Below are 26462 nucleotides of genomic sequence, written 5' to 3'. Positions count from 1 at the left end.
ACATCATCCCTCAATAAAAGATAATACATCCTCATTCATTTCTTTATACACAGGCTCTATTAATTTAATATCGTTGTTGCACACTTCCACAAAATTTTTAAAAGTACTGATAATCCTAAGTCCTTTCATAAGCGGCGCCCTTTCGGATTTCATGCTCTCTATCCCGTCAATCAATACTTTGTAGTTGACCCTGTTCATAGGAAGAATAAATGTTTTGAAAAAATCATTATCGTTCATCTTAAATCTTATATTGTCGAGCTTTGAATACATATTCTCTGACTGACTAAAATTTTGATTTTTAACCAAATTGAATATTTTCTCTATTACTTCTCTATATTCCCTTATGATTTTTAATGCCTCACTATGAGATTTGTCCATTTTATCAGCCTGAGCTTTTAAATATTCTTTATCATAAATAACTTTGGTACCGTTCAACCAATTTTCGTCAAATACCTCATCTGTTAAATATTCACCTATTATATCTCTCAACTCTTTAAAACCCGTTCCTTCAATATTTGCTCCGCCTTTAGTTGTATTGATGACCTTTAAGCCGGTGAATATGCTTATATAATATTCCATCTGTTTTCTCATCCTATTAAAGCCTTCATTAGTCAAAACTTCGCTTCCGTCTACAGATTTTACCCAGATTCCCTTTTCTATCTCTTCTTTGGAAATATCTTTGCTGTACTCTATTCCTTCCGAATGTCTCTTCTTACCTTTATAAGCCAAATTTTGTCCTACAAGAATTATAGGATCAAATCCCAGTTGATAAAGAAGTTGAAGTGTAACTACAGCTATTGTAGGTGCATCAAAAACTATATTCATTTTGCTCTCGTCTTCTGTCTTCAAATAATAATTTGAAACAGTATCCTGACTCGTGATCATATGATATTTTTCTCCCGGATAATCTATAAGGGTTTCATATCCTACACTGCTCCCGAATATTATCGGAATATCCGATATATTTTGTTCTTTTACCTTTGCAAATACTTTCTGATTATTTGCCGTCGGGTCATATGTACATGCTGCATGAGGATATATATCATTATATATAAGAGTATTTATAGCCGAACCCACACTGAAAATATAAGCTAATCCTTTTTCCTTTATATACTTAAGATTTTCAATCTCATCATCAAGAGAAGGTCCCGCAGAAACAAGTATAGCCGGTTTCCCTTTAAAATATCCTTTCTTTTCCATAAGAATGTTAGGAGTAGAAACAATATATTTAAAGTTTTTCATACTGTTAAATATCCATCTTTTTTGGAAAGAATATTCTGTATGAAGTTCACTCTTTTTATTCTTAATTGTTCTTTTAAATATATCTAAGAATCTTTCATATTCTTTAGGGAAAATACTTTTATGTATTGGCAGTTCAACTATAATGGTATCTTTTCTGGTTTTATCTATGATATTATTTAAAAAACTAACTATCTCCTGTTCATCTATTCCTAATATTATGCCTTTTAGCCTTTTGGCAGGAAGTTCTTTTAAAGATTTTTCGGATAAATAAGTATATAATATCTCCGGAACAGATTCAACTATATAATAATTAACATTCGGATGCTTCTTTAAAAATATTTCTATATGGTATCCCAGACCCGTTCCATAAAATATAACACTGGAACCGTCTTTCACGTCTTTGTATCCGTCAACTATCGTTCCCGCTTCTTTTAAAGGATCATATTTACTATGCATGTATACCTTTTTATTCCCCTGATTTATAAATAAGGTTTGTCCTTCTTTTTTAGCCGGCTCTACATGAACCATACTTAAATCCAAGTTATTTTCGATACTTTTTATTTTTTCCCAACTTTGGGGACAGGATTCTCTTAAAATATTTATATTATCAGTTAAGATCATGAACTTCTACCCTCCTATCCACAAGAACATTTAATTTTTCCTTCATTGATTCAAATAAAGGAATTATTTCATAAGAAAGAATATCTCCTATTGAAACCAAATCTTCACTTGAAAGTATTTCCTCAAACTCTACCATCAGTTCTTTTAAAGAATATATGTCCTTAGCATACAGATTCCATGTTTCATAGCTTTTAACTATGTCCTTTATATTGTCGTTTTTATCAATTACTTCAAAAGTATCCATTATCCAGGTAATGCCTTCAAACAAATCAACTAATTTCCCCCAAGCTTCTTGATTCGGAGTCGTATAAAATTCATTAGATAGAATTCTAATCTCAGGCAATGAATTTTCTATATAATCATATGTACTTACAATTACATCCTGTATAACTTCATTAAACATTTTTGCTACAAATTTAATCTCTTTTATATTTTTTATATTATCCGATATATAATCATAAAAATCATCATAGACATCTATGCCGTCCACATTTAAATGGCTGAATGTATAATTTGAATCAAAAATAATTTTCTTCCCTTTTTCAAATATTTCTTTAATAACATCCTTATTATTATCATATTCCATTACTTGATTCAAAACATATATTTTCATCCTATTTACCCTCCAAGATTCGACTTTACATTCATTATGCATTTTTTCTATATAATTATCATCAATTCTTCTTCCATTTTCTCAACTATTTATATACTATCCCTTAAATATATCGGTAACTCAAATAAAAATGTTTATAAATAAAAGTAGATCAAACCTAATATTTTCAGTCTGATCTACTTTTTATTTACTTTTATTTATCCGATTTTATTTTTTAAAATTTTTATTTCCACTTCATGTCTTCCGACAATTTCTTTAAGAGCCTCATTATCTTCTGCAATTCTGTCGACTTGAGTATTGACTTTCGTCTTAAATTCAGTCAATTCAATAACCTGGTCATATATAACTTCGACTTTTTTATAGATCTTTTTCTGTCCTTCTTCCAATATACTGAATTTAGTTTCCAAAGCATCATATTTCTTATTTAATTCTTTTTGTCCGTCTTCAAAGGTGCTATACTTAACTTCCAAAGTACCAAACTTCTTGTTTAGCTCTTTCTGTCCCTCTTCGAGAGCGCCATACTTGGCCTCTAAAGTACCAAATTTTTCGTTTAACTCTCTTTGCCCCTCCTCAAGGGTGCTATACTTAGTTTCTAAAGTGCTAAATTTCTCATTTAGGTCATTCTGTCCATTCTCAAGTGTTCCCAGCTTTTTCAAAACAATCTTTTGAAATTCTTCGTTAGTCACACTTTCCGACCCCCTATATTTTATTCGGTAAAAAAATTATATCATATAAAAATTATAAATATCAATGATTAAAGCGAAAAAATATTTATAAATAAAATCATATATTGATATTATGATGACAATTGTCGGTATATAGTTTATTTGAATATTTTATCGGCAAAATTCAAAAAAAATTTATTATTTCTCAGTATCCAGTGCAACCATCCCTACATACAAATATAGCAGAACTTTCTCCGCTTATTTTTAATAATCATATTTCTATACTATTCTCTCTCTTTAAATAATTCCAAAAACTTCTCATGCCCTATTTTATACTGAACATTTATTTCAAGTTTAACAAAGCTCTCTCTTTCTCCTTCTAAATATATTGCAATATCCAAATCACTGTTTTCCCTATTCTTATATATATTATCATATTCAGATAATTTTAAAAAATATTTTTCATCAATTTAAATCAAAAGGATTCCTTTGAATCTTAAAAATTTTTTTATTATATTTTGATAAAATTTCGTGACCTGTTTTCAAAAGAAACTATTTATCATACAAATAGTTATTTTAAAATATTCTGAGACAAAGTATATAAACAAGTTCTTGCCGATAATTGCTGTAATTATCGGCAAGAACTTGTTTTAGCAAACAATGTCCTTATTCATATGCATAATATTCAATTTTCAATTCTCAGAAAACGCTATACATAAATTAAAACTATTTTCCTTGCTGTACTGCTGCTTCCTGTTCTTGCTGATAAGCTATCTGGTCTTGTTTTTTAAAGAATGGGTAATAAACCAAACAAGACATTAATAATATAATGACTTGTATTAAACAGCCTTTCCATCCTCCCACCATTAATCCCGAAATAAGAAATGGGGTACTCCATGGCAGTAAAACACCGGAAAACGGTTTGAGAAAACCTACGGCAATGGAACCGTATACAATCAAAGCAGCTATAACAGGAACCGCAACAAAAGGTACAAACATGATAGGATTCAATACAATAGGCAACCCAAATGTAACGGGTTCATTAATATTAAAAATCGCCGGTACTATGGATAATTTTCCCAAACTCTTGTATTGATTCGATTTTGCTCTAAACAACATAGCAATAACGATTCCAAAAGTTATACCGGAACCGGAAATCAACAAAAAACTATCCAAAAATTGCTGTGTTACAATATGAGCTCCTCCTCCCACCACAAGTTTGCCTGTAGCCTGAAGCATTTCCGTATTTTCTACCGCATTGGCCGTTAATAAAGAGCATACTATACCATTTACTACAGATTGTCCGTGAACGCCGAACCACCACAAGAATGAAATAAAAAATGCAATAGCAATAACCCCAGGAAGCGAATCCGTAAGCCCTTGCAATGGTACTTGTAAAACCTGATAAATCCATTCAATAAACGTAGTATTGAATCCAAACTTAAAAATAATATATACAATCATGGAAACTAAAAAAATAAAAGCTGCCGGTATTAAAGCCGCAAATTGATTTGATATTGCTTTGGGAACACTTTCCGGTAATTTTATCACAATATCCCTCTTCATAAACCAAGAATAAGAATATCCTACAAATAATCCAACAATAATAGCTGTAATCATTCCTTGTCCGCCTGTCCACGTTTTGGATATTACATCTTTTACCATGTCACCCTTATCCGTAACCATATAAGAATTAGTTATTATAAAAAATGAAGAAAGTGCCAGTATACCGGCCGGTAATGCTTCATGGCCTTCATTTTTGGCATAATGATAAGCTATGGCAAAACACGATACGATTCCCATTATAGCAAATGTACCTCCCTGGACTTGCAGAAACGGTTCCGTCCAATTCTGCCCAAATATTCCAGCAATGAAATTATTTATATGCTCGGACGGCAGTGAACCAATAATTAAAAATATAGATCCTACTACAGTTAAAGGTAAGATGTTCAGCATACCCTCTTTCAGAGCAACAATACCTTTCATATTTACAAATTTCATAATTTTATCAATAGCTTTAGTACTGAATTTTGATTGTGACATACCTTTTCCTCCCTCTATAAATTTGATACTGTATTACTTTTTTAATAAATTTAAGGCAAATTCTAATACCTTTTCCCCATTCATCCTGCCATAATCAGCCATAGGAATAACATCAACGGGGACACCTTTTTGTGCACATATTTCTTTTGATTTAGGCAAAGTATAAGCCACCTGAGGCCCTAAAAGCATAACATCGGCATCATCCAGACAGTCTGCCATTTGTCCCTGCGAACATGCTTCAACATCTACCTCTATATTCTTAGCATCCGCAGCTTTTTTCATTTTGTCGGCCAAAAGGCTGGTTGAAAAACCTGCTGCACAAAATAATTTAATTTTAATCATTATATCTTCCTCCCATTTTTTAATTAATTATTTTTTCCTTCCAACAAAGTATTCACTACTTTACGAAGCTCGACAATCTGTTCAATCAAATTAATTTCAGTTATAGATGTCATAAGATGGTCCTGTGCATGAACAAACAAAGCGGTTATCTCCATTTTCTTGCCTCTTGCCTCGTTTTGTAGTAAAGAGGTTTGGGCATTATGAGCAGTAACTAAAGATTCATGGGCCATCTTCATTTCCTTGTCAGCGTTTTCATAATTTCCCTTATTTACATCTCTTAATGAATCATATGCGTGTTTTTTTGCATCACCGGCATATATAATTATTTGCATAATTTGTGATTCGGTTTCATTGATTTCTTCAGCCAACAAAATCCCCCCTTTCTATTTTTTTATAATGAATCAGTCTTATACCAGCTCTTGCAGATAGTAAATTAAATTGTCTGCTCGGTTCTTTCAATAATATCATCTTGCGTCGTCTTAGAAAGCACATTGAAAAATGCAGAATAGCCTGCAACACGAACAATTAAGTCTTTATGCTTTTCAGGATGTTTTTGTGCATCTATTAAAGTCTCTTTAGAAACTACATTATACTGTACATGGAATCCGTGTAATCTGTCAAAAAATGTCCTTATCAGAGAAACCAATTTCATTTTGTCTTCTTCTTTCTCCAATATTTGAGGATTTACTTTTTGATTTAATAAAACGCCACCGGTTATTTCTTTGACAGGAAGTTTTGAAACAGATTTAAATACAGATGTTGGACCATTTTTATCCATGCCATGGGATGGAGAACATCCTTCAGCTAATGGGGTAAATGCGTTTCTCCCATCCGGTGTAGCTATAGTTCCGACTCCCTGACCTACATTAGCAGAAATCGAAGACGTTCCTGCATATCGGATACCGCCTATTGGGCCTCTGCCATAACGTGTATTGGGATATTTTTTCACTTCATCAATATATGAATTATATGCATCTACAACTAATTCATCTACATAATCATCATCATTCCCATATTTAGGTGCATCATTAATAAGGATGTTTTGAATTTTTAAACCTTTTTCTCCTTTAAAATTATTCATCAATGCATCCCAAAGCTCATCACGGCTAATTTTCTTATCTTCATATACGCATTTCTTAATTGCGGCTAACGAATCCGCCAAATTCGCAATGCCTACCTGAAGTCCGCTTATAAAATCATATACGGCACCTCCTTCTTTTATTGTTTTTCCTCTTTCGATACAATCTTCGGTAAGGGCAGAACAAAGAACATCGGGTACGTCTTTTTCCAAGACCATATCACATGCATTCTCAATTATTACACTATGCTTTGTAAAATCCCTTATAACCACATCCCAAGCATGTTTAAGATCATCATATGTTTTCATATTTTTAAAATGTCCGGCTCCTTTAGTAAGCCTTGTCCCTGATTCCGGGTCTATTCCGTCATTCATAGCAATCAAAAGTGATTTCGGAAAATTTAAAAAACTCATTCCGGTACAGCGGTATCCCCATTTCCCCGGTACAGCAACTTCCACACATCCTATAGCACTGTAATTGTAAGCATCTTTTTTCTTCACACCTTTTTCAATCAAAGAAGGAATAATGATTTCATCATTATTAAAAGCAGGCATACCAAATCCTTCTCTCATAACTTCAATACATTCTTTCATAAACCTATCATCAAGCCCTTTATGATAACGAACGGTAAGATTCGGCTGCGGAAGTTTTGTTTGTGCCACACTCTTCAAGATAAGATAGGACAGCGGGTTCACGGCATCTTTTTTATCCGGTGTTTGCCCTCCTATTGTTACATTTTGATATAACGGACTTCCTGCACTGAATTGAGTATGAGACCAGCTTCTTATTTTATTAATAGTCATAGTTTTAATCCACAAATTCGTGAGTAGCTCACATGCACTGTTTTCCGTAATAAAACCGTCTTCAATATCCTTTTTATAATACGGATACAAATATTGATCCATTCTCCCATAAGAAACAGAATGTCCGTTAGACTCAATTTGTAGAACAAGATGAACAAACCACATGGATTGAATAGCTTCATAAAAAGATCCGGCGGGTTCATAAGGAACCTTATTCATAATCCTTGAAATTTCACGTAACTCAGATGCTCTCGTGTTATTTTGTTCCTTCTTTGACATCTCATCAGCCAAATCCGCATATCTTTTAGCAAAATCAAAAACCGCATCGATTACAATAAGAACCGCCTGATAAAAATAAAATTTTTTCAGATTTTTATAATCAGTAAGATCTAAATTCTTCATCATAAATTCCGTTTTATTCCTATAAGATTTTAAACCTTTATGCATAATTTCCCCATAATTAACTGCAATATGACCATCTCCGGATGTAATATTCCCTTCAGCTTTAATAATACCTAAGTCATAAAAAAGTTTACTATCCGGGGGTATTGCCGAAAGGCCCCGTTCTTTAGTCGTATTATGCTTCCAAAATGGTGCAATATCTATTAATTTCTGTTTTGTTTCCTCTGTAATATAAAATACATCTCCGTCCCTCTTTTCAAAATCATCTAATTCGTCAATCACCCAATCCATAGCATACTCCGGAAATATCGGAGCGGAACGATTAGCCGATGCTTGATTGCCTATAAGCAACGTATCATCCTCAATAAAAACAGTCATATTTTCCAAAATATTTTTTAACATATAAGCCCTTTTTAATATAACTGGCTTGTCCTGATATTTTCTATAACTTTCGGTAGTATATATAGCCCTTTCGGCACATACATAAGGTTTGGCATTTAATACTTCTTCCCTAAAATGATTCATTCTGTCTGTCAATTGTCCAAAATGCTTGCTCATTAATATTTCTCCTCCTTACGTAAATTTCTACAGATGCTATTCCCTCATAACTTATTTATATAATAACATATTTGGTTACTATAATCAATATTTTATTTTCATTCGTAATTAATTATTTTACGTTAATAATTAATTACGATTTATATTACCTTTATTTCTACATTTCAAATTTAAGTTTTTAGTTAGATTTTACAGTCAAAACCATTGTTTATAAACACTTTTTTATAATCAGTAAGATCCTCAGGATGAAGTTGCGGCACATTTTCCATCTTATATTCTCTTTGAAGTAGTTTATATTTTTTCTGGCCAAACTGATGAAATGGTAAAAGGTTTACTTTCTTTATACCAATTTTATTTAACAAATCGCTGAATTTTTCTGCATCTCTTAAACTGTTATTAAAATTAGGTATAACAGGTATTCTTGCTATTATATCTTTTCCTCTATCTACTGCTGCCTTCATGTTTTCAATAATCAAATCATTGTTTACTCCCGTACCTTGTTCATGTTTTTGAGTATCGTAATGTTTCATATCAAATAACAACAGATCAACATTCTCAATAAATTTCTTAAAAATATCATGAGAAGTAAAACCCGTGGTTTCGGCGGCTCTGTGAATCCCGTATTTATTAAGCTCTTTTAATAATTCGATAGCAAAATCAGCTTGATAAAGGACTTCTCCCCCCGATAAAGTTACTCCACCTCCTGATTCTTCATAAAAATCTATGTCTTTTAAAACTTCAGACATAACTTCATCTATAGTTTTGTATTCTCCCTCCGTATCAAAAGCCTTCTTAGGACATATTTCCGTACACCTTTTACATATAATACATCTATTTTTGTTAATTGCTTTAATCCCGTTTTTTTCATAAATTGCTCCTTGAGGGCAAGTCTTTATACATTGTTTACAACTTATACATTTAGAAGCATCCCATGTTATTTCAATATCATTTTTTTGTGATTCCGGATTAGAACACCACAAGCATCTGAGAGGACAGCCTTTAAAAAAAACAATCGTTCTGATACCCGGGCCGTCATGTATACTGAACTTCTGAATATTAAATATTAAAGCCTTTTTACTGTTCATATTTTCACCTCCAATGCCATTCTTATATAAATAGAATAATTCATTTTTTAATAATTGTAAACATATTTTGTTTCGTTTATATATATTTTTAATTTCATTAGTAATCATTTTATTACAAAAACAGACAGCTTGATACTCAAAACCTGTGTTGTACTATAGAATAATTTATGTTATAATTATTTTTGGTACCTCTAAACTATAAATTACGGAGGAAAAATAATGGATAGGCTTACAAAAATATTAGATTTGGTAAACAAGTACAAAAAAATAGAAGTGTCAAAGTTGTCCGATGCTCTTGGTGTTTCGCAAGTAACAATAAGAAAAGATTTGGACGTATTGGTAAAGAAAGGCCTTATCTCCAGAGAACATGGATATGCAACTTTAAATGAAAGTGATGATATCAATAATAGATTATCAATAAACTATGATATAAAAAAGAAAATAGCACGTTCAGCCTTAGATATAATTTCAAACGGAGAAACCGTTATGATTGAATCAGGTTCTACTTGTGCTATGTTTGCAGAAGAATTAGCAAAAAATAAAAAAAATATTACTATTATTACAAACTCTGCTTTTATTGCTTCATATATTCGTAAATACCCTGATTGTAGAACTATTTTACTTGGCGGAGAATATCAGAAGGGATCACAAGTAAACGTAGGTCCTATAACAAAAAAATGTGCTCTTGAATTTTTTGTTGATAAACTTTTTATAGGAATCGATGGGATTTCAATGAATGCAGATTTTACAAGCAGTGATCTTATGAGAGCAGAAACTGTAAAGGCCATGACTACATCTGCCAATCATGTTATTGTGTTGACAGATTCAAGTAAATTCATGCAGCGTGGTTTAGTCAATCTTCTTAGTTTTGACGAAGTAGACTATTTATTTACGGACACGGATATCCCCGATGACATAAAATATACTTTAGAAAACCATAAAATCAAATTAAATACAATATAAGTTTATAAAATAATAAATTACTCTTAACCAGGCAAGGATTCTTATAAAAAAGACATTATTCAGCTTTTACGATATTTCCATCATATTATTCTTCCCATTTCTCAAACCCATAAGTTTAGTGTAAATCAACTCAACAGTATATAAATATTTATGATCAGGTATCCAAAAGAAAAGGGACTCTATTTTGAGCCCTTCTTTGTAGAATTAACTGCTCCTGTAATGGAAAATGTTGACCATATAATCACTCCGATTAATAATAATACCCCACTATCTATACCAGTTAACCAATCTGCACTATCTGCAACAATAAATATAAGTATTCCGATTGCTATAATAAACATTATAAAATAGCTTGTACCTTTAACTACTCCTTTAATTATTTTTAATAATATACTATTCGAATCCTTTGTTACTTTATTTATATAATCCCACAACATTATTAATACTATTGATAATATTAAAGGAACTATTATTACGAATAAAGTACTTTTAAGTGAAAAATCATCAAATAATACAATAAAAACAGCCAACAGTGCAATAAATAAATAAAAAATTCTAACACCTTTACCCACTTAAGTCCCCCTCTCTGTTTTTATTGATACTTTTATTATAAATTACAACAACCTGTGCTTGCCCCACTGTATTCTGCTAATCCAATAATTTCAATACTTCTTCCGGATAATGATTGATTTTAATAAACATATTTTGCAGAGCTTGCTTAAGTATCATCTGTTTTGTATATTCTAAAATCTCTCTTGCCATATCTACATCCTTGATTCTTGAATTGGCCGCAGTTAAATTCTCTTCATAATTTTCGTTATTGTGAATAACAGAAAACAATCTGTTTTGAACCGCTCCGATCCTTCCTCTTTCACCGGATAAATAATCCATGGCATTGTCTATTCTTTTTAAAGCTTTATTTGCATAGCTTGATTTATGAATCGTAATAGTATTTATTCTCATCAATTCGGTTGAAATCCGAAGCTTGTCAAAAATTAACGTATCCCCCGAATTGGCACCTATCTGAAAGTATTCCGGTTTATCAAATTCTCTGCCTCCTACATTAAAAAATAATGTTCCTCTGGCATTTCCCCTAATACCGTCTATTGTATTACCTCCCACTTCATTAAAACTTAACTTTAATCTGCCGTCGTAATAAGATGCCGTAATATTCGTTGATTTTTCTTCCAATTCCTTGTTTATAGCATTCAACAATTCCTCGGAAGAATATTTTTTTTCTTCCAAAATAATAGTTTTGGTTTCTCCGTTAATATCCATTATAAAAGTATCATTGATCTCGGATTTTATGTCAGCTCCTTTGCTTAAATCCACAACCCCTACCGCATGAGTCGGACTCGGCTCTCCTTGCGCCCTATAAAAAACAGTATAAGCAGCACTTCCCCTAACCCCGTCAATTATATAACTGCCATTATCGTTTATACCGTCTTTACTCTCATATTTAATTACTAATTTATTTTCATCATCTATGGCTGTACCGCTGTCGACTCCGCCTATCTGCACTTTAATACTATTTGATTCGTATCCTCTCTCCAATAATTCTTTATTAAGTTTACTTTGAATTTCGGCTGCAACAGCTCCAGATGAAGTATATTTACCGGGATCAATGTGTAGTTTAAAAGTTTCTGTCCTTGAATTATGATGAAAATCAAAAATCAAAACATCATTTATATATGGGTGTATTGTTATTTCTTTATTCAAATTTTCCCTGCCGACAACATACGTAATCTGCTCATCTTTTGAATTAGAATATCCCGAATAAGAATATGGCTGAAGTTTAGATATAACTTCCTTTTCAAATACCATATCATAAAAACCTCCGCTAAATTTATTCAATTTATAATCAGCTCCAGGCTCTTTGATATTTAATCTTATCTTGGAATTAACCAAATCAGCAGATATTTTATCATCAGATAATCCTTTCTCTCTCAATTTATCTTTAATTTTATTATTTAATTCCGAAACTAAATCATTTATATTTGTATCTGTATACGTTTTCTTCTCCAATTCAATATCCAATTTATATTCATTATTCTCATCCTTATTTCCATCCGTATAAACAAAAGACAATAAGTTATTTAAATCATCAATTACAAAATCATTTCCTATATCTGTCCTTCCAATAATCGAATAATTTGCAGTTACTCCGCTGTCGCTATTGGCAGGTTTACTGTATACGGTCTTTGCCAATACGGTACTGTATGCTGAGCCCCCTATATTTCTAAAGTATTGTCCATTTCCTTTGTTTACAGTAGTAAATACAAGATTCGTTCCATAGCCAGAATTTTCTTTTAAACCTACATCTATATTTTTCCCCCTTAACTTATCATTTATCATAAAAGACAACTCCCGGGCATTAAAACTTCCATGGTCTAATACAATCTCCATGTCTTCCCCGCTCATATTAAAACTTAATTTATCATTTGTATTATCAATATTGACTCCATTTTTTAAATCCGCTCTTCCCGTTAAAACAGCAGGGGTTTCTATAACCTCTATTGGCCCTACTATTCCTTCTTCTCCCTCCACTATTTTTGTTTCTCCGTCTTTATTCTCCAATATGTCAAAGTAAGATTTACAAAATAAGTATTCGAACCCATTTGAATCTTCCGAAATACTTATCTCGCCTTCTCCGATTTCACTATTATTAATGAATATTGCATATTTATCATCTTCAGTCGGTCCCATCAGCTTAGCTGCTGCATTAAGTTCCCTTTCCTTCAATTCAAAATTTATTTCACTAATTAATTCATCGCTATTATAACTTCTCTCTTTTAATTTAATCGTTTCTGTTTTCCCGTCAACAGTCAATTTCAAAGTATCATTATAATCTTTCTTTATCTCTGTAATTTTATTTATTACATACTTTCCTTCTATGGTTGCCTGAGTCACCTTTCCAAAATTTTCTATGGGATTAAGCCTATATCTATTTTCTCCTACGAAAAGATCATTATATGCAGAGGAATACGGGTCCAATACAACTTTACTTTTACCGCCAAAATAGTTACTTTGTATTCTCAGATTGATTTTGCCTTCCCTAAATGAAATTCCGTCAGCAATAATTCCTATTCCCTGCCTTTCCGCCTCGTCATTTATTCTTTTTATTATTCCGTCTGAAGTATAAATTTTGCTGTTTTCCTCTTCATCCAATAAATTTATGACATTAAACCCAACTTCATCATCTACCTTTAGTCCAAGGGTATCATTTATACCTTTCTTTACCACAATCCCATTTTCTAAATCTTTCCTTCCTACTACATACCCTTGGTTTTTTGATATATAGCCGTATTTAGCATTATCATATAATACAGATGTAATTCCGTCTATTTTAATCATATTTCCGCTTAATCCCGTAATAGCATATTTACTGGAATATAGGGCGATATATTTATCCAAGTATTTTATAGCTTTTACATCATTTTCCCCTTTTGTTTTTAATTGAACATTAATAGTATCAATTAATTCATCTATGGAATACCCTCCCGATTTAGGCAAAAAACTTATTGTACACCCTCTGTCAGCTCCGATATAAAAATTTAATTTATCATTGTTACCGGGAATGATATTCAACCTTCCGCCTTTTATAAATTCGGTTACACCTATTACCATTCCCGGTGGGGTACCCATATGATAGTCGTAAAATAAAAAAGATAATCCGCCTTTTATATAATCAATGTTTGAACTGTTTTCGCTTTGAATGGATATTCCGTTTTCTTCAGTCAAATTAATAATTAAATTTGGATTTTTCTCTATCAATTTATCATCTATAATATCTGCGATTTCACCGATTGTGTAATATCCTCCCTCTAAAAATATATTTGTAATATTTCCGTCTGCGGATATTTCTAAATCATTATTAAATCCCTCTGAAATTTTTATTATCTGATTAAATCTTTGATTTCCTTCAAAACTGCAAAATGAGGATTCATGAAGTTCAAATAAAAATTTTGTATTCCATTGGGATTCCTTGCTGATTTTAGATACGGAAATCTGCAAGGCTCTGAATTCTGTTTGTAATTTTCCCCTGTCTTCATCCGTTAATGTCTCATTTAACGATTGTACGGTTAATTCCCTCATCCTTTGAAGCATATTTTGAACCTCGTCTAATGCACCATCTCTTGTTTCCATCATAGAATAGGCATCCAATGCATTTCTTTTCGCCATTTTCAGTCCACGTATCTGACCCCACATCTTTTCCGATATACTTAAACCGGCAGCATCATCTGCTGCCGTATTTATTCTTCGGCCCGAAGACAGCTTACCTAAGGATTTCTCCAATATCTTTATATTTTTTTTGTCATTGTTTAAAAAGTTAATTCCCAAAATATTATTTTGTATATACATAAAGAGCCTTCTTTATAAATTATTTCAATAATCCATTTTAACATAGTACATTTAGCCTGTTTTTTCTGAGACTTTGGTCCCACTATTTTGTATTTCGGCAAAGATTATAAAAAGTTTAGCTAAAAGATTAAATAAAATCAACGGGACATCATACTATTTCTCACATTGTATAGTACTATTAATCGAATAATTTCACTATTTTCCCTAAAAACACACCAAAGAACCTTTTCGCCCGATATATACAGTAAATATCGAATATTCAGATCATTAATTTAAGCTATACCAATATCAACTCATATAAAAATAATCAATAAAGAGCATATATTCGGTACCGATGAAATGAGAAGAAATTACTTTGCACGTGCATTGTATGGAGGCAGAGTGCCTCTGACAGTTGGATTCCTCTCTATGATAATATCCAACAATAATAGGAACTATAGTTGGAACAGTAAGCGGTTACTTTGGCGGGAGAGTTGACAGTTTAATTATGAGAACCATAGATATACTTATGAGTATCCCCACTTTTTTTGATACTCATATTAAATGTCTATTTAAAACCCGAAATTCAAAACATTATCATAATAATAGGCCTATTCAGCTGGATTGGGATAGCAACAATTGTAAGAGCCGAAACCCTATCTGTTAAGGAAAGAGAGTATGTACTATATTCAAAAGTTATAGAGAAAAATCAAATGTTATCATATTGAAACATATTATACCAAACATTTTTTCCACAATTATAGTAGCATCAGCCTTAAATACTGCAGGAGCCATTCTGACGGAATCATCTTTGTCTTTCTTGGGATTAGGAGTACGCCAGCCTGATTCATCCTGGGGCAGTATACTCAAATATGCCCAGGGTTATATAGGCAATGCCCATTATTTGGCATTATTCCTGGAAATATTGATATTACTTACGGTACTTAGTTTTAATGTTTTAGGAGATGTATTCAGAGTCGCATTTGAACCTAAAGCAAATAATGATTAGGAAGAGGAGAGATTAGTTTGAAAGAGCCCTTATTAAGTTTAAAAAATTTAAAGGTTTCTTTTTTTAACAATATCGGTGAAATTAAAGTAATCTGCGGCAATGATATAGCTATGATATTTCAAAATCCCATGGCTTCACTTAATTTGGTATTTACTGTAAGACATCAAATATCAGACATAATAAGGGAACATCAGGGATTGGGAAAAGCAAAAACTAAAAACAAAACCGTGGAAATGCTTAAATTGGTAAAAATTCCTTCCCCGGAAGAAAGATACAATAATTATCCTCATGAATTCAGCGGAGGGCAAAGAATAGGAATAGCAAGGGCATTATCGACCAATCCCGAATTTATGCTGTATGATGAACCCACATCGGCTCTCGATGTGTCCAGTCCCCTTACCCCCCCTTCAGGATGCAAATTTGTCACCAGGTGTAAGTACAAAATGAAACAGTGCCATGAAAGTGAACCGAAATTAACAGAGAAAGAATCCGGACATGTAGTTGCCTGCCATTTGTATTAAAACCCTCAATAAAATATTTCAATTTATGTTGTTTTATTTTGAAATATGGGTATGTTTATATAAGACAAGGGGGTAATCTCTATGTTTAAAAATGATTTAATTGATAAAAAAATAAATGCTCTTTTGGATTTTGCTGGAGACAGTTTCGATGAGACTAAAGATGAAGATATGCTCTTTTATCACGAATTAAGGGACTTTGCCGAAAAACACGGAGGGCTTCTGTATTTTTTCAATGACGAAACCTATTTAATAATAAATTTTATCGGGGAAAAAAATTTTTTACTTATACCCGTAGAATATAGTTTATAACCAAAACATAGCCGGAGATAATTTTTCGGCTGTGTTTTGGTTTATTCGTCATTTATATCCTGCAAATTTCTTCTTAAACGGAAATATCTATATTTCCTCCTATATGAGGATTTACAGATTGCTGCATAATCTTTGTGGTTGCTTCCATCATTTTAGTCAAATCCGTTCCCTGCATCTTTATTGAATCCATAGCCATTTCCATGACGGATACTCCTACTTCCTGATAGAGTTTGGATTGGCTTAGGGCTATGGATAGAGATGGTATATCCATTTTATCAGCTCCTTTATTTATTCTGTTATTCTAAAAACTTTTTTACTGACACGCTTTTTCTATTCTTTTTTACACTGAATATCGGACTTCAGCCTGTCAATTATCTTGGAAACAGAATTTTGTAATGCATGGCAGCCTCCCAATATTCCTATTGCCATATTTTTTTGAATAATTAGATTAGCTTTTACATTATCCCTTGTCAATTCATTTCCTAACATTTTTATCCTGCTTGCCGACATCATTATAACAGGTTGAAACATTGTTCTTGAAACACCGTTGGATATGCAGAGCTGTTCCAATTTTGCTGCTTTATTCAATTCTTTTAATATTTTCTTTATATTATCTCTTTCCTTTATTTCATTCAATCTTATTATCTGTTCTTCTGCTTCCTTCCTGATATCATCAAAATATTGATATAATTCTTCAATTCTTTCCAAGGCCTCTTTATATTTTTTTTCATCAAACCTTCCTTCAGGAACAATATCATAAAGCGGTATAATTTTCTTTTTACAATATTTATTTATTACATCATCTAATTTCATAGATTCGGCACCTTCAATTAATGCACCGCCTTCTGTAGCATTTATATATTCTCTCCCGCTGTTGTCGTTTGCTATTTGAAGTTCATACCAAGTCAAAAAGTTCTTGAATACTCTATTTGTAGGAAGTTCTTCTCCATTCATACCCTTTACAAATACTATATCCTTTTCTTCTTTCAAATTTTTTTTAGTCCTGACTTCCACATCTTGAGAATGAGTAACACCCTCTGAAGTATAGGCTAAATCCTGACCTATAAATACAACGGGATCAGCTCCTACATATTTAACAAAAGAAAAGGCCACATGAGCACAGGAAGTTCCCATACTCAACAATCTATTTTCATTTAATATATCATTATTTATCCATTCATTGATTTTTTCATCTTTTTTTAAACAAATAAGTTTTTTATTATCCCTTAATTCATGAAACAATTCTTTTTTTACTACGGGAGGGCCTATAAATACAATTCTTTTATCTATATTTTTATCTTTATAAAATTTTTCGTAAGTTGCTTCCCCTCTCTCAATACTAACCACTCCATCCGGAACAATCCCACGTTTTTTCAATGTCGTAAGTACTGCATCTGTTGCAATAATAAGGCATTTCCCCTGAGCCTCTTTAAGCTTGTCAACATTCTTATCAAGAGAAGGGCCTGCGGAAACTATTATTGCCGGGACTTTTTTATATTTATCTTTAATTTTTTCTATGCTTGGGCTCTCAATTAATTCTTTGATATTTTCAAAATTATTTTCTATTCCTATTATTGTATCTTTCATATCATTTCCCAACATAAAAAATGAGTGCTTAACAATATCCATAATCTTACTATTCATGCTGTTTATCCATTTCCCATATATTCTATTATAGGAAGGCAGTATAACATATGTTAAGTTCCCCAAAAGAGGCATAGTATTAAAAGCAAAAATTTTGCTGTTAAATAACGTCAATATATCATCTTCACTTCCGAATAAAAACAAAATATTATTCCCAGATATCTCTTTAAAATCTTCATTTTTAATATATGTAGATATTACGTTCATATCTTTTTCTATAACAAAAATATAGCTTTTACTGCTGATTCTCTTCTTCAGCTCTTTTATATGATATCCCAACCCTAAACCATAAACCAAATATAGTGCATCCCTATTAAAATCTATATTTTCCAAAACAGAATCAACTTCTCTTTTAATATTATATTTACTGTGCATATAAACAGACTTTTCATTTTCATCAATATATTTGTATGTATGAAATCCGTCTTTTGTTTCCTCTATATTAAAAGAACTAGACAATTTTATGTTATTATATCCCATAAGCTTTAATATTTTAAGATTATTATTAATTACATTGATATCCATTTTATCAACCCTTTTATATATAGTTCTTTAAATGTTATCGGTAATTTTATGCGAAATATTTATAAAATAAGGTATTATTTCTTAGTGAAATCAAGGACAAAGTGACGTCCATATTCCATATATTGATTTTAACATAATTTGAGAAGCAGGAACAGTGCAAAAAAATTAGGCAGAAGATTTTATCTTCTGCCCTTAATAGCTGAATATATAATACTATTTCAACAATTGAAGTACTGTTTGCGGTGCTTGATTTGCTTGAGCAAGCATTGCTGTTGCTGCTTGTTGAAGTATATTTTGTTTTGTAAATTCCATCATTTCTTTTGCCATATCTACGTCTCTGATTCTTGATTCCGATGCCTGTAAGTTTTCTGCTACATTATCAAGATTCTTGATAGTATGTTCCAATCTGTTTTGATATGCTCCTAATTTTGATCTTTCTGCCGATACTTTATCAAGAGCATTATTGATCTGTGTAATTGATTTATCTGCTGTCGCTTGTGAATAGATGTTAACTCCCAATGTTAGTATTTCTCCGCTTGCAAATGCTTTATCCGCGGTACGGAATAATTCTTGCGTAACATCTCCTCCACTTGCCAATACATAATATCCTGCCGTATTTGCAAGTACTTCTTCAACCCCTGAAGATTCAGATACAAGTGTATCTCCTACATTTTTGAATACAGCAATAGTATTACCTGTAGGATTTCCCGAAGCATCTGTTGCTTTTATTCCGGAACCATCAACTGCATATTGTGTTTGAATTCCCAAATATTTTCCGTCAATACTCCCTACACTTAGTTTTATGTTTTGTCCTTCATTGGCTCCTATATGAAATACCTTATCTTGGAATGAACCGTCTAATAATTTTTGAGTATTAAATTCTGTATCTCTTGATATTCTTGAGATCTCTGATCCTAATTGATCAACTTCTGCTTGTAATGCTTGACGATCTATTGTAACGTTTGTGTCGTTTGCTGACTGAACAGCCAATTCTCTCATTCTTTGAAGGATAGCATGAGTTTCGTTTAACGCACCTTCTGATGTTTGAATAAGGGATATGTCGTCCTGAGCATTCTTTGATGCCATATTAAGTCCTCTTATCTGGCCTCTCATTTTTTCTGATATTGACAATCCTGCTGCATCGTCTCCTGCTCTGTTGATCCTATACCCTGATGACAATTTCTCCAAAGATTTTGCTACACTGTCGTTATTGATTCCTAACTGTCTGTGGGCATTCATTGCCATTAAATTGTTATTAATTCTCATTATATATTCCCTCCTTGAATTTTTTTAAGTGAGCTTCCTTTCTCACCAAATTTATATATAACAGGTTCTGCTTACCCGGGTATGAGCAGCCCTGTCGATACCAAAATAAAAATGAGTCAATTTGTGTGTAACCGCCAAACTAACTCATCCATGAGCTAAATATTTAAAAATCATACGGATTAGGCCTTCTTCAATACCTCCGTTTCGTATATCTCACCTCGAATTATTTTTATATCAGATGGTGCATCGATTGCCAATCGGAGGTCTCCCGAATCGCTTTTCACAACTTTTACTTTGATATTGTTATTGATTACTACATATTGCCCTGGTCTTCTGCCTATTACCAACATACGTACCTCCCTCCTCGAATATGAAGTATATTTATAATTACAATTCTACTTTTCTATCATATCATATATACAACATTATATCCATACTATTCTATATTTGTTAAAAAATATGGTACTATAGTACTCTATATATGACACAATTTTTAGGACTTTAGGATTATATGCATTATTTCGTTTAAATTTAAGTAAAACCGACATCATTTTCCTACCATATATTGATGTAAAACAACACAGAAGAACCGTCCCCTTGTGTTTGTCCCCTAAGAAAAAGGACGAGCTAATATGGTTACCATATCAACTCGTCCCTGAGTCGAAAATACTGAGTTTTAACTTTTCTAATTCATCCTTGAATTAAAAATCGTCCCTGAAATAAAGTTTCTATTTCAATAATTGAAGTACTGTCTGTGGTGCTTGATTTGCCTGAGCAAGCATTGCATTAGCTGCTTGGGAAAGAATATTTTGTTTCGTGAATTCCATCATTTCCTTCGCCATATCCACGTCTCTGATTCTTGATTCTGCTGACTGTACGTTCTCGGATACATTGTCCAAGTTCTTTATTGTATGCTCCAATCTGTTCTGGAAAGCTCCAAGTTTTGATCTTTCGGATGATACTCTTTCAATTGCATTATTTATTGTCGTAATCGATACATTTGCTTCAGTTTGTGAATAGATATTTACTCCTAATGTTATTGCTGATGTAGTATATGCTTCATTTGCAGCACGGAATAATACAGTACTTGCTGCTGTTCCCGCAACTTCATAATATCCGGCTACAGTAGCTGTAGTAGTACCTATTGTACCTCCTACACTAACAAACTTAGCAACAGTTGTAGCTGCTGTACCTGTACCGGTTTTTAAATCATTGCTATCAACTGTATATTCTTGTTCAACCTTTATTGCTTTTCCGCCCATATCAGCTATACTTAGTTTTATATTTTGATCCTGATTGGCTCCTATATGGAATACTTTGTCCTCAAAGGAACTGTCTAACAATTTTTGAGTGTTAAATTCAGTATCCTTTGATATTCTTGTAATTTCTGATGATAATTGGTCAACTTCTGCTTGAAGAGCCTGGCGGTCTACTGAAACGTTTGTGTCGTTTGCTGATTGAACAGCTAATTCTCTCATTCTTTGAAGAATTGAATGAGTTTCGTTTAATGCACCTTCTGCTGTCTGAATAAGAGATATATCATCCTGGGCATTCTTTGATGCCATATTAAGTCCTCTTATTTGGCCTCTCATTTTTTCTGATATAGCAAGACCTGCTGCATCGTCTCCTGCTCTGTTGATTCTGTAACCTGATGATAATTTCTCCAAAGATTTTGACACGCTGTCATTATTGATTGACAATTGTCTGTGAGCATTCATAGCCATCATGTTGTTATTAATTCTCATTATATATTCCTCCCTGATTTTTATTCGGCTTCCATGCCGTTATGTAAGATTTCTTCTTACAGTATTTTTATCGACAAAAATAAATTTAAGTTTAGTTAATTCAACAATTTTTTTATTTATTTTTTAATCAAATCTTTTAATTTATCTAAATCCATATTGCTCTCAGCTGCGGATATATTTTCTTTTTCTACGGTATCCAATAGTTCTTTTCTGAGTATCTCAACATCTTTGGGGGCTTCAATCCCTATCTTTACCTTGCCCTCTTCTATGGATATTATCTTCAATTTTATATTTTTTCCGATTAATATGCTTTCATCCTTCTTCCTTGTGAGTATGAGCATCTATCCCACCTCACTCGCCGTATCTTTAGGAAAGACACGGTACTTTGTACTGTACTTTTCATCATCAAGGATTACCTGGCCGCCTATCTTCTTCTTCCAATTGATAACTATAGGGCCCAAAAGATTAATGGTTATATTTTCGATTTTTTCGGGAACTACCGCTATAGAATATACTGCGGCATCGTCTTCACTGCCAAGTTCCAGCTTTTCTACCGCCGAGGAAGGAAGTTCCAAAGAATAGTCTTTAAGTATTAAAAAAGGATTTATGATCACAAAGGCAAGGCCGGGAGTATTTACAGACTGAAGCCAGTGGAAAGGATTTTCTTCATCGGGATTGCTGATGATTACAAATTTGTTCTCATCTTCAAATCCCGGTATTCCTTCGGGAAATGATATGATCTTATCCTCATCTATTTCTATATCCCCAAAATTTTTCGTACTTAAAATCATGATTTTTCCTCCTTTAAATACCAAACCGCTGCCTCTATATAAGAGGCAGCCATAATTGACATTTGTATTATGATAGAAAATCAAGAAGAGAAGGTTGGATGATTTTCGCTCCGGCAGATAAGCTTGCCGTATATACATTTTCTTCTTTATACAGAGATATTACAATTTCAAACAAATCCACATCTTCATTATCCGAAATAAGTTCCTTAGTGCTCTGAACCTGTGAATTCAATTTCTTCTGAGTAAGTTCAAGCCTGTTTACCTTTGCCCCTATTTCAGATTTCACCGATAAAATCTGATTAAGAGAAGTTTTTATTCTCCCAATGGTATTTTGTATTTCATCTTCAACGGGTTCCGTGCCGCCTAAGGCATCGCTGAATTTTTGAAGCACTTCCACTAAATAGCTTCCTTTTCCGGAAGCAACATCATCTTGAGTAATATTGCTCGAAAAGTCTTCCGTGCCGTCCGCTTTGACAGTCCCAAACACCCTTCCTCCCAAGGTATTCACCTTTACAGCCTCCGATACCCCTACATTATACTCGAATATTTCAGCTTTATCGCCATTCATAGTCAAAGGTATGGCATAATTTCCATCATCATCAAGAAGGGGCTGATCCGTTTTAAATCCGCTGAAAATGTATCTTCCCGCATAGGTCGTGTTGGATATCTGAATGAGATGTTCCTTCATCTGGTCTATTTCTTCCTTGGTATTTTTTAAGTCGTCTTTATATGTTCCGTTAGCCATCTGAACGGCAAGCTCATTTGCTCTTTGGAAAATAGTCTCTATCTCCGTAAGAGCCGATTCCGTCTCTGTCATCCATGCATCGGCATCTTCCGCATTCCTTTTATATTGAGCTATCTTTGATAAGTCGGTATTAAATTTAAGGCTTTTGCTGACTCCTATAGGGTCATCCGAAGGCAGGGAAAATTTCTTTTGGGTTGAGTATTGTTGATTAATTTTTTCCAGCCTCGCCAAATTCTGATTTACATTATACAGCATATTGTTTATCATCATTCCGTTTGTTATTCTCATATTTTTCACCTCTTTCTATCTTCCTGCTGCTCCCAGTCTGTTAACAACTACATCCAATATCTGATCCAAAGTAGATATCATCTCCGAGGAAGCTCTATAGGAATTTAAAAACCTTATCATATTCGTCGTCTCTTCCTCCGTCGATACTCCCGATTCCGATTCTCTTTTTTCAAGTATGTTTTTAATAATCTGTCCTTCGTTGGAATCCATTCTTTTCCCGTGAGTACTGTCAACGGCTAAGTTGGAAATGATGGATTTTAAAAAGTCATCGGGTGTTCCCTGAGATACTCCTCCGCTGAAGAAAGTTTTATTTTCCCTCAATTTTATTATGGCCTGAAGGTTGTCGGCATTCTCAACCCCCGTACCGGCAGCCCTTGCCGCAATGTTTGAAACACTCTCCAATATCTCCTCGGATAGAGTTAATGTAAGAGCCGGATTTGCGGAATCCGAAATATCAAAAAATTTAATTTCGCTTCCCGCGTTTATATTTGTCGCATCCAATGTTACCCCAGCCTTATGCTGAATATTTATTGTATCGGCAAATACATGAGCGAAAGTGTTCAATTTATTTATATAAAAGTTTATTCCTCTGTAAGTATTGTTTTCACCATTACCTTCATATAATTCCTGAAGAGCTTTCAAAGAGCCTGATTTTAAATTCAGTACATTCCCATTTGCCCATTGGAGTTCCGATTCATATTTTATTTCACTTACTTCCTTATGGTTTACCAAAGCAATTCCGCCGATGCTTACTCTGTACTTTCCGTCGGAATATTCATCTACCTGAACATTAACTATCTTTGAAAGGTCATCAACCAAGAGTTCTCTTCTATCTCTTAAATCATTGGCAGTCTTTCCGTCTATTTCCAAAGAATAGATCTGCCCATTTAAAGATGATATCTGAGCTGCAATATCATTTACTTTTTTCACTTGGGCCTCTATTTGAAAGGAAGTTTCCTCCTTTACATTTACTAGTCGCTCAGCGGTTTCATTTATATGTTTTGTCAGCGCCAAAGCAGCTTCACGAACAGGTTCTCTGTAAGAAGAATCGGAAGGATTGGTAGTTAAGTCCTCCAATGATTGGAAGAAATCATCCATATACTGCCTGAAGCTGTTGTTTGAAGGCTCGCCAAACAAAATTTCCAACTCTTTCAATGATTCGGCTTTTGTCTCCCATTCTCCTTTAGATCCGTTTTCATTCCAATATTTATAATCCACATAGGAATTTCTCACTCTACACACATCGTATATCTCCGTACCCGTTCCTATATATCCGACCCCAGGAGCATAATAAGGATCTGTTGCCCTTTGATAAGCTATCTGTCTTGAGTATCCGGGAGTAGTCGCATTTGAAAAATTGTGGCTTGTTACATAAAGGCTTCTTTGACTTGAAAGCAGTCCCGATACTGCTGTATTAAATCCCAACATCAATTTCAATCACTCCTTCCGTTTATTGAACCATTCTGTTTATAATCAAATCCATCATTTCATCTATGACATTAAACACCCTTGTATTTGCGATATATGAATGTTGATAATTAATCATATCGGTTATTTCTTCTTCCAAAGATACACCGGATATGGAAGACTTTCTGTCGGATATTTCTTTCAGCAGGGAATTTTGGTTTTGAACAATAGTGCTTGCTTGATTCCCGTCTATTCCTAAGTCCAGTATTACATTCCTATAATAAACCTCAAATGTGGAACCATCCAGTTCGCTGAATTTTTTATCTTTTAAATCATCTATATATTTTTTGATTATTTCGCCGTTTCCCCGTTCCGTAGGGTCTGTTGATACTGCTATTTTATTAAAATTAGACAATTCCGGGTTTACCCTTATATTTGATGCATCTATATCGGAGCCGTCAGGTAAATTACCTAAAAAAAACGATACTCCCGGATTTCCTTCCAAATCATATCCTTTCTTGACACATTCATTTATTCCATCCGCTATGGTTTTAACGAAAATATTGAGTTTATCCCTGTATTTATCGATAACCACATCTCTTGCATGAATATATCCGAATAGCCGTCCGCCTTCTTTTTGCTGAATCTCTTCTCCCGTATCCGACCAATACAGATATCCGAATCCCCTGCTGTCTTTTTTAATCTCTATAGGATTGGAATATTCCCCGTTAATCAAATCTCTTCCGTTTAAACTTACAACTATTCCATGGTTATTGCTTTCATAATAATCCACCGGAAGAAGTTCAGACAGTTCATCGATAAGAGCATTTCTTTCATCTCTGAAGTCATTAGCCTTTATATTCGAACCCGGTGATTCCGTCATAGTTATCTTTGAGTTCAATTCGGAAATTTGTGAAAGTAATGTGTTCACTTTTTCTGCCTCATTGAGAATTTCCTTGTTTAAATCCAGTTGAATAGAATTGAGTTGATCGCTCATGTGGTTTATGGTTTCCGTTAAAGATATCGCTCTCTCATGGAGAACTCCCCTGATCGTAAGGCTGTCCGCTTCCTTATACAGCTCGTCCCAACCGTCCCAAAATTCGTTTAATACATCCTGAAGCCCTGTTTGAGAATCGGTTTTCTCATTAAATACAGCTTCTATTTCCCCCAAAATATCACCTTGAGACTGCCAGTATCCTAAAATTGTATTTTCTTTTCTGTACTTCAAATCTAAAAATTCGTCTCTCATCTGCCTTATTTCCTGAACATTGACCCCTGTTCCTACTTGAATACTTCCGTTTTCAATATTTCTATACCTGCTGAATGCATGAATTGCATTCTGCCTTACATAATCAGCATTGTTTACATTAGCAATATTATGAGAAATAGTATCCAAAGATCTCTCATTGGCTTTAATTCCCGATACGGAAATATATAATCCTCCAAATGACATAT

The 26462-nt window shown here is 33.2% G+C and carries 24 protein-coding genes; 4 read left to right on the top strand and 20 right to left on the bottom strand.

Features of this window, described 5'->3' with window-relative positions:
* Positions 1 to 3: 3 nt before the first annotated feature.
* The 8 genes from EQM13_RS03505 to EQM13_RS03470 form a co-directional block, all read right to left on the bottom strand.
* Positions 4 to 1863, bottom strand: a complete 1860-nt coding sequence (locus EQM13_RS03505) for a motility associated factor glycosyltransferase family protein (protein WP_128751965.1) — start codon at positions 1861 to 1863, stop codon at positions 4 to 6.
* Positions 1850 to 2476, bottom strand: a complete 627-nt coding sequence (locus tag EQM13_RS03500) for a hypothetical protein (RefSeq protein WP_114218208.1) — start codon at positions 2474 to 2476, stop codon at positions 1850 to 1852. Before EQM13_RS03500 ends, EQM13_RS03505 begins: the two co-directional genes overlap by 14 nt.
* 197 nt (positions 2477 to 2673) lie before the next feature.
* Positions 2674 to 3162 (bottom strand): hypothetical protein, encoded by a 489-nt coding sequence (locus tag EQM13_RS03495; RefSeq protein ID WP_128751964.1) that lies wholly within the window; start codon positions 3160 to 3162, stop codon positions 2674 to 2676.
* Between the two features lie 705 nt (positions 3163 to 3867).
* On the bottom strand, positions 3868 to 5184 hold the full coding sequence (locus tag EQM13_RS03490; RefSeq protein ID WP_128751963.1) for a PTS sugar transporter subunit IIC: 1317 nt from the start codon (positions 5182 to 5184) through the stop codon (positions 3868 to 3870).
* A gap of 33 nt (positions 5185 to 5217) precedes the next feature.
* On the bottom strand, positions 5218 to 5526 hold the full coding sequence (locus EQM13_RS03485; RefSeq protein ID WP_071140432.1) for a PTS sugar transporter subunit IIB: 309 nt from the start codon (positions 5524 to 5526) through the stop codon (positions 5218 to 5220).
* 23 nt (positions 5527 to 5549) lie between these two features.
* Positions 5550 to 5894, bottom strand: coding sequence for a PTS lactose/cellobiose transporter subunit IIA (locus EQM13_RS03480; RefSeq protein ID WP_206172794.1), 345 nt, complete (start codon positions 5892 to 5894; stop codon positions 5550 to 5552).
* Positions 5895 to 5959: 65 nt separating this feature from the next.
* Positions 5960 to 8368 (bottom strand): glycyl radical protein, encoded by a 2409-nt coding sequence (locus EQM13_RS03475; RefSeq protein WP_128751962.1) that lies wholly within the window; start codon positions 8366 to 8368, stop codon positions 5960 to 5962.
* A gap of 182 nt (positions 8369 to 8550) precedes the next feature.
* Entirely contained in the window at positions 8551 to 9453 is a 903-nt protein-coding gene (locus EQM13_RS03470; protein WP_128751961.1) for a glycyl-radical enzyme activating protein, read from the bottom strand.
* Between the two features lie 219 nt (positions 9454 to 9672).
* Between EQM13_RS03470 and EQM13_RS03465 the strand changes: the two genes are divergently transcribed.
* Positions 9673 to 10416 carry a DeoR/GlpR family DNA-binding transcription regulator gene (locus tag EQM13_RS03465; protein WP_206172793.1) on the top strand — a complete coding sequence of 248 codons (744 nt, stop codon included), beginning with the start codon at positions 9673 to 9675 and terminating at the stop codon, positions 10414 to 10416.
* Positions 10417 to 10595: 179 nt separating this feature from the next.
* On the opposite strand, the gene EQM13_RS03460 is transcribed toward EQM13_RS03465, so the two are convergent.
* Both EQM13_RS03460 and EQM13_RS03455 read right to left on the bottom strand, forming a co-directional pair.
* Positions 10596 to 10988 carry a hypothetical protein gene (locus tag EQM13_RS03460; RefSeq protein WP_128751959.1) on the bottom strand — a complete coding sequence of 131 codons (393 nt, stop codon included), beginning with the start codon at positions 10986 to 10988 and terminating at the stop codon, positions 10596 to 10598.
* A 76-nt stretch (positions 10989 to 11064) separates the two neighbouring features.
* Entirely contained in the window at positions 11065 to 14778 is a 3714-nt protein-coding gene (locus tag EQM13_RS03455) for a flagellin (RefSeq protein ID WP_128751958.1), read from the bottom strand.
* Between the two features lie 703 nt (positions 14779 to 15481).
* On the opposite strand from EQM13_RS03455, the gene EQM13_RS18680 reads away from it, so the two are divergent.
* The 3 genes from EQM13_RS18680 to EQM13_RS03440 all read left to right on the top strand — a co-directional run bounded on the left by EQM13_RS18680 (position 15482) and on the right by EQM13_RS03440 (position 16596).
* Positions 15482 to 15766, top strand: a complete 285-nt coding sequence (locus tag EQM13_RS18680; protein ID WP_240662992.1) for an ABC transporter permease subunit — start codon at positions 15482 to 15484, stop codon at positions 15764 to 15766.
* A gap of 17 nt (positions 15767 to 15783) precedes the next feature.
* Positions 15784 to 16287 (top strand): oligopeptide/dipeptide ABC transporter ATP-binding protein, encoded by a 504-nt coding sequence (locus EQM13_RS18925; RefSeq protein ID WP_128751957.1) that lies wholly within the window; start codon positions 15784 to 15786, stop codon positions 16285 to 16287.
* 81 nt (positions 16288 to 16368) lie between these two features.
* Positions 16369 to 16596, top strand: coding sequence for a hypothetical protein (locus EQM13_RS03440; RefSeq protein WP_114218229.1), 228 nt, complete (start codon positions 16369 to 16371; stop codon positions 16594 to 16596).
* A 73-nt stretch (positions 16597 to 16669) separates the two neighbouring features.
* Here the strand turns inward: EQM13_RS03440 and EQM13_RS03435 are convergent, their stop codons facing one another.
* The 10 genes from EQM13_RS03435 to flgK (EQM13_RS03390) form a co-directional block, all read right to left on the bottom strand.
* Positions 16670 to 16867, bottom strand: a complete 198-nt coding sequence (locus tag EQM13_RS03435; protein ID WP_114218230.1) for a YjfB family protein — start codon at positions 16865 to 16867, stop codon at positions 16670 to 16672.
* A 59-nt stretch (positions 16868 to 16926) separates the two neighbouring features.
* Entirely contained in the window at positions 16927 to 18765 is a 1839-nt protein-coding gene (locus EQM13_RS03430; RefSeq protein ID WP_128751956.1) for a motility associated factor glycosyltransferase family protein, read from the bottom strand.
* Positions 18766 to 18978: 213 nt separating this feature from the next.
* Positions 18979 to 20031, bottom strand: coding sequence for a flagellin N-terminal helical domain-containing protein (locus EQM13_RS03425; RefSeq protein WP_128751955.1), 1053 nt, complete (start codon positions 20029 to 20031; stop codon positions 18979 to 18981).
* 179 nt (positions 20032 to 20210) lie between these two features.
* On the bottom strand, positions 20211 to 20381 hold the full coding sequence (locus tag EQM13_RS03420; RefSeq protein ID WP_114218233.1) for a carbon storage regulator: 171 nt from the start codon (positions 20379 to 20381) through the stop codon (positions 20211 to 20213).
* Between the two features lie 378 nt (positions 20382 to 20759).
* Positions 20760 to 21776, bottom strand: a complete 1017-nt coding sequence (locus EQM13_RS03415; protein WP_128751954.1) for a flagellin N-terminal helical domain-containing protein — start codon at positions 21774 to 21776, stop codon at positions 20760 to 20762.
* Between the two features lie 116 nt (positions 21777 to 21892).
* Positions 21893 to 22117 (bottom strand): carbon storage regulator CsrA, encoded by a 225-nt coding sequence (gene csrA, locus EQM13_RS03410; RefSeq protein WP_128751953.1) that lies wholly within the window; start codon positions 22115 to 22117, stop codon positions 21893 to 21895.
* Positions 22118 to 22567 (bottom strand): flagellar assembly protein FliW, encoded by a 450-nt coding sequence (fliW, locus tag EQM13_RS03405; protein WP_128751952.1) that lies wholly within the window; start codon positions 22565 to 22567, stop codon positions 22118 to 22120.
* Between the two features lie 67 nt (positions 22568 to 22634).
* Positions 22635 to 23600 (bottom strand): flagellar hook-associated protein FlgL, encoded by a 966-nt coding sequence (gene flgL / locus EQM13_RS03400; protein WP_128751951.1) that lies wholly within the window; start codon positions 23598 to 23600, stop codon positions 22635 to 22637.
* 15 nt (positions 23601 to 23615) lie between these two features.
* On the bottom strand, positions 23616 to 25028 hold the full coding sequence (flgK, locus tag EQM13_RS03395) for a flagellar hook-associated protein FlgK (protein WP_240662991.1): 1413 nt from the start codon (positions 25026 to 25028) through the stop codon (positions 23616 to 23618).
* 22 nt (positions 25029 to 25050) lie between these two features.
* A complete protein-coding gene (flgK, locus tag EQM13_RS03390) occupies positions 25051 to 26460 on the bottom strand; it encodes a flagellar hook-associated protein FlgK (protein ID WP_128751950.1) in 1410 nt (469 codons plus the stop codon).
* Positions 26461 to 26462 lie beyond the last annotated feature (2 nt).

Source organism: Acidilutibacter cellobiosedens (assembly GCF_004103715.1).
Lineage (GTDB): Bacteria > Bacillota > Clostridia > Tissierellales > Acidilutibacteraceae > Acidilutibacter > Acidilutibacter cellobiosedens.
Note: the sequence above shows the minus strand (reverse complement) of the source record. Positions and strands in the feature narration are given on the sequence as shown.

Coding starts and splice junctions, on each gene's coding strand:
- EQM13_RS03505 (WP_128751965.1), bottom strand. CDS start 1,863: ATGATCTTAACTGATAATATAAATATTTTAAGAGAATCCTGTCCCCAA.
- EQM13_RS03500 (WP_114218208.1), bottom strand. CDS start 2,476: ATGAAAATATATGTTTTGAATCAAGTAATGGAATATGATAATAATAAG.
- EQM13_RS03490 (WP_128751963.1), bottom strand. CDS start 5,184: ATGTCACAATCAAAATTCAGTACTAAAGCTATTGATAAAATTATGAAA.
- EQM13_RS03485 (WP_071140432.1), bottom strand. CDS start 5,526: ATGATTAAAATTAAATTATTTTGTGCAGCAGGTTTTTCAACCAGCCTT.
- EQM13_RS03475 (WP_128751962.1), bottom strand. CDS start 8,368: ATGAGCAAGCATTTTGGACAATTGACAGACAGAATGAATCATTTTAGG.
- EQM13_RS03470 (WP_128751961.1), bottom strand. CDS start 9,453: ATGAACAGTAAAAAGGCTTTAATATTTAATATTCAGAAGTTCAGTATA.
- EQM13_RS03465 (WP_206172793.1), top strand. CDS start 9,673: ATGGATAGGCTTACAAAAATATTAGATTTGGTAAACAAGTACAAAAAA.
- EQM13_RS03455 (WP_128751958.1), bottom strand. CDS start 14,778: ATGTATATACAAAATAATATTTTGGGAATTAACTTTTTAAACAATGAC.
- EQM13_RS03440 (WP_114218229.1), top strand. CDS start 16,369: ATGTTTAAAAATGATTTAATTGATAAAAAAATAAATGCTCTTTTGGAT.
- EQM13_RS03435 (WP_114218230.1), bottom strand. CDS start 16,867: ATGGATATACCATCTCTATCCATAGCCCTAAGCCAATCCAAACTCTAT.
- EQM13_RS03430 (WP_128751956.1), bottom strand. CDS start 18,765: ATGGATATCAATGTAATTAATAATAATCTTAAAATATTAAAGCTTATG.
- EQM13_RS03425 (WP_128751955.1), bottom strand. CDS start 20,031: ATGAGAATTAATAACAATTTAATGGCAATGAATGCCCACAGACAGTTA.
- EQM13_RS03420 (WP_114218233.1), bottom strand. CDS start 20,381: ATGTTGGTAATAGGCAGAAGACCAGGGCAATATGTAGTAATCAATAAC.
- EQM13_RS03415 (WP_128751954.1), bottom strand. CDS start 21,776: ATGAGAATTAATAACAACATGATGGCTATGAATGCTCACAGACAATTG.
- csrA (WP_128751953.1), bottom strand. CDS start 22,117: ATGCTCATACTCACAAGGAAGAAGGATGAAAGCATATTAATCGGAAAA.
- fliW (WP_128751952.1), bottom strand. CDS start 22,567: ATGATTTTAAGTACGAAAAATTTTGGGGATATAGAAATAGATGAGGAT.
- flgL (WP_128751951.1), bottom strand. CDS start 23,600: ATGAGAATAACAAACGGAATGATGATAAACAATATGCTGTATAATGTA.
- flgK (WP_240662991.1), bottom strand. CDS start 25,028: ATGTTGGGATTTAATACAGCAGTATCGGGACTGCTTTCAAGTCAAAGA.
- flgK (WP_128751950.1), bottom strand. CDS start 26,460: ATGTCATTTGGAGGATTATATATTTCCGTATCGGGAATTAAAGCCAAT.